Source organism: Streptomyces sp. (assembly GCF_031181555.1).
GTDB classification, from domain to species: Bacteria; Actinomycetota; Actinomycetes; order Streptomycetales; family Streptomycetaceae; genus Streptomyces; species Streptomyces fimbriatus.
Map to the genome: position 1 here is coordinate 1608 of NZ_JAPSKQ010000072.1, position 6804 is coordinate 8411.

Annotated in this window: 8 protein-coding genes and 1 pseudogene; 4 read left to right on the top strand and 5 right to left on the bottom strand. The window is 71.4% G+C overall.

Features of this window, described 5'->3' with window-relative positions; translation table 11 throughout:
• Positions 1 to 327, bottom strand: a pseudogene (locus RIM90_RS16605) (MBL fold metallo-hydrolase); the annotation flags it as partial.
• A 58-nt stretch (positions 328 to 385) separates the two neighbouring features.
• On the opposite strand from RIM90_RS16605, the gene RIM90_RS16610 reads away from it, so the two are divergent.
• A complete protein-coding gene (locus RIM90_RS16610; RefSeq protein WP_309061482.1) occupies positions 386 to 994 on the top strand; it encodes an ABATE domain-containing protein in 609 nt (202 codons plus the stop codon).
• On the opposite strand, the gene RIM90_RS16615 is transcribed toward RIM90_RS16610, so the two are convergent.
• Genes RIM90_RS16615 through RIM90_RS16625 form a run of 3 tightly spaced genes read right to left on the bottom strand, consistent with a single transcriptional unit; the run spans position 964 to position 2396 of the window.
• On the bottom strand, positions 964 to 1182 hold the full coding sequence (locus RIM90_RS16615; protein ID WP_309061483.1) for a hypothetical protein: 219 nt from the start codon (positions 1180 to 1182) through the stop codon (positions 964 to 966). The two genes, RIM90_RS16610 and RIM90_RS16615, sit on opposite strands and share 31 nt — an antisense overlap.
• Positions 1166 to 1399: a hypothetical protein gene (locus RIM90_RS16620; RefSeq protein ID WP_309061484.1), complete on the bottom strand. Its 234-nt coding sequence runs from the start codon at positions 1397 to 1399 to the stop codon at positions 1166 to 1168. Before RIM90_RS16620 ends, RIM90_RS16615 begins: the two co-directional genes overlap by 17 nt.
• Before the next feature lie 52 nt (positions 1400 to 1451).
• Positions 1452 to 2396, bottom strand: coding sequence for an AraC family transcriptional regulator (locus RIM90_RS16625; RefSeq protein ID WP_309061485.1), 945 nt, complete (start codon positions 2394 to 2396; stop codon positions 1452 to 1454).
• Positions 2397 to 2476: 80 nt separating this feature from the next.
• Between RIM90_RS16625 and RIM90_RS16630 the strand changes: the two genes are divergently transcribed.
• From RIM90_RS16630 to RIM90_RS16640, 3 genes are all read left to right on the top strand, one after another.
• Positions 2477 to 3322 (top strand): SDR family oxidoreductase, encoded by an 846-nt coding sequence (locus tag RIM90_RS16630; protein ID WP_309061486.1) that lies wholly within the window; start codon positions 2477 to 2479, stop codon positions 3320 to 3322.
• A 107-nt stretch (positions 3323 to 3429) separates the two neighbouring features.
• A complete protein-coding gene (locus RIM90_RS16635; protein ID WP_309061487.1) occupies positions 3430 to 4275 on the top strand; it encodes an aldo/keto reductase in 846 nt (281 codons plus the stop codon).
• A gap of 33 nt (positions 4276 to 4308) precedes the next feature.
• Positions 4309 to 4710, top strand: a complete 402-nt coding sequence (locus RIM90_RS16640; RefSeq protein ID WP_309061488.1) for a hypothetical protein — start codon at positions 4309 to 4311, stop codon at positions 4708 to 4710.
• A 230-nt stretch (positions 4711 to 4940) separates the two neighbouring features.
• On the opposite strand, the gene RIM90_RS16645 is transcribed toward RIM90_RS16640, so the two are convergent.
• Positions 4941 to 6797 carry a lectin gene (locus RIM90_RS16645; RefSeq protein ID WP_309061504.1) on the bottom strand — a complete coding sequence of 619 codons (1857 nt, stop codon included), beginning with the start codon at positions 6795 to 6797 and terminating at the stop codon, positions 4941 to 4943.
• Positions 6798 to 6804: the final 7 nt, after the last annotated feature.

Genomic DNA, 6804 nt, shown 5'->3' on the forward strand with positions numbered 1-6804 from the left:
CCTCGGTGAAGTGGGCCCAGCTGTCGTGGTGGACGGGAACGACACGGCGGGCACCGAGGATGCGCGCGGCCTCGGCGGCCTGCGCGCTGTCCAGGACCACCGGCGCGCCGTCGAAGAGCACGGGGAAGCGGGGGCTCCGGCGAAGAGGAGGGCGGTGTCCACCGGCGCGAAGCGCTCGGCGGTCTCCTCGACCGCGTCGAGCGAGGCGTTGTCGCCGCTGACGTAGACGGTGGGCAGGCCCTCACCGGTGAGGACGAAGCCGACGACCTGGCCGGTGGTCGGCTCGACCTCCTCGCGCGGGCCGGGGCCGTGGACGGCGGGGCTGCCGACGGAAAGGGCGGTCAGGCAGGCGTCACGGGAAAAGGCAAGCGATACCATGAGAGGTATGGACGAGACCCTGGTTGCCGACATCGCACAGACCGCTCTGCCCCCGGCTCCGGGCGCCGACCGATACCGCTCCCTGGACTTCGCCGACACCGCCGCGACCCTCCCCGCCCACCAGAGCTACGACCTGCTCGCCGCCCCCGAATCCGCCATGCGCTGGCTCGCCGCACACGACCTGACCACCCCGGACGTGCAGCTGTACGAGGTGTGCGCGCAGCGGATGCGCACGCTGCGCGGTCACGTCCGGGCCCTGTTCGCCGCCCGCGTCGGCGGCACCACCCCGCCCGAGGAGTCCCTGCGGGCGGTGAACGAGGCGCTCACGGCCGTGCCCACGGCGCCCCTGCTCGCCTGGGACGGGGCACAGGGGCTGCGCCGCGTTCAGGCGCACCCCACCGACCAGGCCGTGAACCACGCACTGGCGACCCTCGCCGCCGACGCCGCCGATCTGCTCACCGGCCCCGACGCCGACCTCCTCGCCGCCTGCGGCTCGGCCCCCTGTGACCGGTTCCTCCTGCGCACCCACGGCCGCCGCCACTGGTGCTCCACCCGGTGCGGCGACCGGGCCCGCGCCGCCCGTGCCTACGCCCGGCGCAGCGGCGCCTCGGCGTGACGGACCGCCTCCCCCGCCTCCAGCCCCACCAGAACGCCCAGGGCGTGCCGGAACTCCTCCCGTTCGCTGCCGCGCGTCGGCCGGGGCACCATCGACTCCTTCCGAAGCGTGAGGGGCGCCGGCACGGTCGCCACCGGCCAGTGGCAGGCGCCGTCCGGCCGCGGCAGCTCGTCACCGGCCGCGTACATGCCGCGGGGTCGCCCCGGCGTTGCCTGCCGTCTCCGCCGAAGGACGGGGGACGCGGGCGGACAGGGGAGCTCGGCCCTGATGGTGGCGGTGGCCGAGGTGGGCGTCCTGAAGGCGGCTGAACACCTCGTACAGCCGGGCCCCGGTCTCGCAGAGGGACTCGGGGCTGCGGGTCGTGCAGGTGCGGGCGTGCCGGCGGTGGGCCGTGGACTCGGCCATGTACCGCTTGTACAGCCCGCGGCACAAGCCGATGAGGAGACAGGACTCGCGCTCAGTGCTGTGCCCGCCGCCCTGATTCCGGACTTCGGTGATCACTGGGCCGCGTGCCGCGCACCCGCTTGAACGCCACGCTCAGTGCGAAGGCGTTGGCGTAGCCCACCTTCCTCGCGATCGTGTCCACCGTGTGGTCCGTCTCCCGCAGCAGGTCCGCGGCCAGGGCGATCCGCCAGCCCGCGAGGTAGGCCATCGGCGGTTCGCCGACCAGCGCGGTGAACCGCCGGGCGAGCGCCGCCCGCGACACCCCCACCTCGGCCGCCAGGTCTGCCACCGTCCACGGGTGGGCGGGCGCGTCGTGCAGCAGCCGCAGCGCGGCACCCACCACCGGGTCGTCCAGCGCGCGGCACCAAGCCGGGGCATCGGCGTCCGGGTTGTCGAACCAGCTGCGCAGTGCGGAAACCAGCATCAGGTCGAGCAGCCGGTCGAGCACCAACTGCTGTCCCGGCCGGTCTCTGGCGACCTCCTCGGCCACCGTCTCCACCGATGGGTAGGGACTGTCCTCGGCCGGCACCATCAGTACAGCGGGCAGGGCCAGCAGCAGCCGTTCGCTGAGTTCTCCCCGGCGCTCGAAAGCACCGCTGAGCAGCACGGCGGCTCCTTCGGTGCGCGTTCCGCAGGTCCGGGCAGGCCCGGAGGCGCGCTCGAGGCCCTCGGCCGCCGAACAGTAGTCGGCGCCGGTCACCACCAGCGAGGGGGTCGTCGCGGGGTCATCGGCCACCGTGTACGACACGTCGCCGCGGACGACGGCGATGTCGCCGGCTCCGATGCGGACCGGTTCGTGCCGGTCGGGAACGATCCAGGCATGGCCGCGCAGCATCGTGGCCAGCGTCAGCGGGGCGCCGCCGGCCATCCGCAGGGCCCAGGGGGGCCGCATGATCGTCTGCCGGAAGACGGCGCCGCGCGCCCGTACCGTCGCCAACAGCTCCGACACGACATCCATGTCCTCAGCGTAGACGCCCAGACATCAGAGGGAGCTTCCCGGCCATGGATCGTCTCTGCGCCGACCGGTTGACTGGGGTCATGTCTGAACTTCCCATCCTGGTCACCGGGGCGACCGGTAAGTCCGGCCGCCGCGTCGTCAGCCAACTGCGGGCCAAAGGGCTGCCGGTTCGTGCGGCGGCCCGAAGCGGCGAGCACGTCTTCGACTGGACCGACAGCGGCACCTGGGACGCCGCCCTGGAGGGCGTACGGTCCGTCTACATCGTGCAGTTGGACGGCACGAAGCTTGTCCGCCCGTTCATCGAGCGGGCGGTGCGGCACGGGGTGCAGCGGATCGTGCTGGCCTCGGGGCGCGGAATCGACAGTCCGGAATACGCGAAGGACAGCAGCGGTGTGCTGGAGGGCATCCTCGACAGCGAGGCCGCTACGCGGGAGAGCGGTCTGGAGTGGACGATCAGCAGGCCGGGCTGGTTCGCGCAGAACTTCAGCGAGGGCTTCTTCGCCGACGCCGTCCGCGCCGGTGAGCTGCGACTGCCCGCCGGCGACGGGGCTGCCAGCTTCGTCGATGCCGAGGACATCGCCGCGGTGGTGGTCGCCGCGCTGACCGAGGACCGGCACGCGGGCCGGATCTATGAGCTGTCCGGGCCCCGGGCGGTGACGCTGGCCGAGGCGGCCGCCACGATCTCCGAGGCCACCGGCCGGGAGATCCGCTACGTACCGCTCTCCGTCGAGGACTACGTCGCGGAACTGGTTCGGCAGGGACTGCCGCCCGCGGACGCCGAGGCCTTCGCGGACGTCATCGATCCGCTCAGGGAGGGTAAGGACGCGTACGTCTCCGACGGCGTGCAGCGCGCCCTTGGTCGCCCGCCGCGGTCCTTCTCCGACTTCGCCAAGTCCACTGCCGCCGCAGGCGGTTGGCCGGTCTGACCGCCTCGGGCCCGCACACCGGTCGGTGGCCGGCCCCTTCCGGCGAACCGACGTTCTCGGCCAACCGCGCTGTTAGCGTGGCCCTGTGGACAAGGGGGCGACAGCACGTGACATCGACTGAGTTGCGTATCGGCGGGGACCTGGAAGTACGGCGGCTCGGATTCGGGGCCATGCATTTGCCGACGGAGCCGGGTCCGGCCCGTGAGACCTCTCTCGCGGTCGTCCGGCGAGCCGTCGAGCTGGGCGTGAATCTGATCGACACCGCATATCTGTACGGCGGTGGAGCCAACGAGGAACTCCTGGCCGAAGCGCTGCACCCCTACCCGGACGGGCTGCTCATCACCACCAAGGTCGGCGTTGCCCGTTCGGGCCCTTCGGACGAATGGAGGCTCGACGGGAGACCGGCCGTCCTGCGCGCCCAGGTCGAACAGGCTCTGCGCCGACTGCGCGTCGAGCGGATCGAGTTGCTTCAGCTGCACCGTATCGACCCGAAGACGCCGCTCGCCGACCAGCTCGGTGCGCTGCGGGATCTGCGGACCGAGGGCAAGATCGGCCGGATCGGGCTGTCCGAGGTCACCGTCGACGAACTCGAGGAGGCACGGGGGATCGTGGACGTCGCGAGCGTGCAGAATCGCTACAACCTGCTCGACCGTGAGCATGAGCCCGTGCTGGCGGCCTGCGAGGCGGCAGGGATCGCGTTCCTGCCGTGGCGTCCTGTCGCCTGGGGGGAGTCGGGGGCGAGGGCAGAGGTCGCCGCCGTGGCGACCGAGGTCGGCGCCACTCCCACGCAGGTTGCGCTGGCCTGGCTCCTCGGCCACTCGCCGGTCGTCCTCCCCATCCCGGGCACCGCCCGGATCGACCACCTGGAGGAGAACCTCGCCGCGGAACGCCTCCGCCTGACCTCCGCCCACCGCGACCGGCTCGACCGGCTGTCCCGGCCGGACAACGCTTGACCTCAACCACGGTCGAGGAACGAGAGTTGAGCCATGACCACTCGAGACAACACGACCCTTCTCTTCCGGAACACCATGCGCATCACCGACGGCCACCTGGAGGGCTTCCGCGACGCCATCGCCCGGGCCGTGGCGTTCGCGGAGCAGCACGGGCCGCAGCTGATGGTGGAGACCTTTGTGGACGAGGAGCGGATGCTTGCGCACAGCTTCCAGCTCTATCGGGACTCCGACGCGGTCCGCACGCACTGGAAGCTGGCGGACCCGTACATCCAAGAGGTGATGAAGCACTGCCGGGTGGAGCGCTTCGAGGTGTTCGGTGAACCGGACGCCGATGTGGCGGCGGGCGTGCGTTCGGCGCTCGGCGAGCAGGGTGCGCTGACGTTCAGCCCGCGGATCGCCGGCTTCGTCCGCTTCGCTGCGGCGCCCCGGCCCTAGGGGGCGGCGTACAGCGGGCGGCGGTCCCCCGCCCTTGCTCGAGGCGGTCGGCGATGACGGGACCAGTGACACTGCCCGGCCGGTCACCAGGAGTGGACGAAGCCGACGTCCTGCCCGCCACCGGAATCGGTGGTCACCTCGATCCGGGTCCTGGTGACAGAGGGGCTTGCGCCGCCCGGAAGGGAGACGAGGAGGCGGCGCAAGCCGGTTCGGTGACGGGATGCACCCCGTCAGGGGGTCACCAGGGTCCATTTCTGGTTGGGGGTGCCTGCACAGGTCCAGATCTGTGTGCGGGTCCCGTCGGCCGAAGAGTTGTCCCGGACGTCCAGGCACTTGTCCGCGGCTGTGCTGACCACATCGTGGGTGGCGGAGTTGTAGGTCCACCGTTGGGCCGCTGTGCCGTTGCAGGTGTAGAGCTGGACCACGGTGCCGTCGGCGGTGGAGCCGCCGGAGACGTCCAGGCACTTGCCGAGGGCGCGGATGGTGCCGTCGGAGGCGACGGTCCAGCGCTGGGCCGCGGTGCCGTTGCAGGTGTGGAGTTGGACGGCGGTGCCGTCGGCCGTGCTCCCTCCTGCGACGTCCAGGCACTTGCCGGCCAGGCCGGTGAGGGTTCCGGTGGTGCCGTCGCCGCCGCCGTTGCCGGGCGTGCCCGACCAGGTGAAGGTCGCGGTGGTGCGGGCGGGCAGGGTGTAGACGAAGGACTGGTCGCCCCAGTCGACGCGCACCGACCGGGGCGCGGTGCCGCCGTTGTGGGCGATCAGTGCCTTGGAGCCGTCGGGGTTGCGCCAGGCCACGTTGGGCACGGTGCCGGAGGCGGTGGAGGCGATGCGGTAGGCACCGGGCTTCACGAACTTGGTCAGGTGTCCGGTGGTGTAGTACTCGATCGTGTAGTCGACCTGTCCGGCCCGCGGACCGCCCTCCTGGACGGTGATCAGCCCGGTGCAGGTGCCGCAGCCGCCGTTGTGCGGGCCCATGTTCTGGTTGAGTGCCAGGCTCCACTTGACCAGGCTGCTGCTCCAGTTGCGGGCGTAGTTGACGATGTCGGCGAGGTCCTCGTTGTGCTGGTTGGCGATCCAGGTGCCGCCGGAGTGCTCGGTGCTGAACTGCCGCACGTTCGGATACTGGTCGTGGACCTGGGTGCCGACCGCCGGGTCGCCGAAGTAGCCGTGCCAGGCGATGCCGCCGAACAGCGGGTCGTTGCGCACTCCGGCGTCCGCGAGGATCGGGGCGCCGAAGCCGGCGTAGTCGCCGTAGTTCCAGTCGTGGATCAGGATCTTGGTGGTGATCCCGGCGGCACGGAAGGCCGGGTAGACGTGGTTCTTGGTGAACTCGACCAGGCCCGAGGGATTCCAGCTCATGCCGGGGTAGTTCATCGCGGTCGGATTGCCGGCCTGGCAGCAGTTGGGCTCGTTCTGCACCGACAGGTAGTCGACCTCGATGCCGGCGGCCTGGTAGCTCTGGACGTACTTGACCAGGTACTGGGCGTACATGGGGTAGTACTCCCACTTCAGCCACCCCATCTGGTCCATGCGGCCGTTGTCCTTCATCCAGCCGGGCGCGCTCCACGGCACGCCCTTCACCCGCAGCGCCGGATTGAGCTGCTCGGCCTGGCCGGTGAGCAGCCGGACGTCGGTGTCGTAACCGTTGGCGCCGAAGTCGGCGAGGTCGCAGCAGGTGTCGTCGAGCGAGATGTGCCCGGGCCTGGAGAGGTCGGAGGCACCGATCGGGTTGCGTACGAAGGAAAGCCCGATGCCCTCCGTCGGCGAGAACAGCTTGCGCATCACGGCGTCGCGGGTCGAGGCACTGATCGCACCACCGCGCAGCAGGTGGGCGGTGGTGTCGGTGATGGACGCGCCGCCCCCTTCGAACTGCTGGTAGGTGGTGCCCTCGTTGACCGTGATCGTCTGGTCGGCGCCGCCGCCCGCGGGGCCGAAGCCGACCGGGCTCTGCTGGGCGAGGCCGCGAGTGACGTTGCGGCCGGCGGAGTCCGAGGTGGTGGTGAGCCAGACGTCGACGCGCTCTCCCGCCGCCACGGCCCGCGGCGTGAGGCCGGGTGCCGTGGTGAACGCGAGGGCGAGCAGAAGGATGGCGGTC

Coding starts and splice junctions, on each gene's coding strand:
- RIM90_RS16610 (WP_309061482.1), top strand. CDS start 386: ATGGACGAGACCCTGGTTGCCGACATCGCACAGACCGCTCTGCCCCCG.
- RIM90_RS16615 (WP_309061483.1), bottom strand. CDS start 1,182: ATGTACGCGGCCGGTGACGAGCTGCCGCGGCCGGACGGCGCCTGCCAC.
- RIM90_RS16620 (WP_309061484.1), bottom strand. CDS start 1,399: ATGGCCGAGTCCACGGCCCACCGCCGGCACGCCCGCACCTGCACGACC.
- RIM90_RS16625 (WP_309061485.1), bottom strand. CDS start 2,396: ATGGATGTCGTGTCGGAGCTGTTGGCGACGGTACGGGCGCGCGGCGCC.
- RIM90_RS16630 (WP_309061486.1), top strand. CDS start 2,477: ATGTCTGAACTTCCCATCCTGGTCACCGGGGCGACCGGTAAGTCCGGC.
- RIM90_RS16640 (WP_309061488.1), top strand. CDS start 4,309: ATGACCACTCGAGACAACACGACCCTTCTCTTCCGGAACACCATGCGC.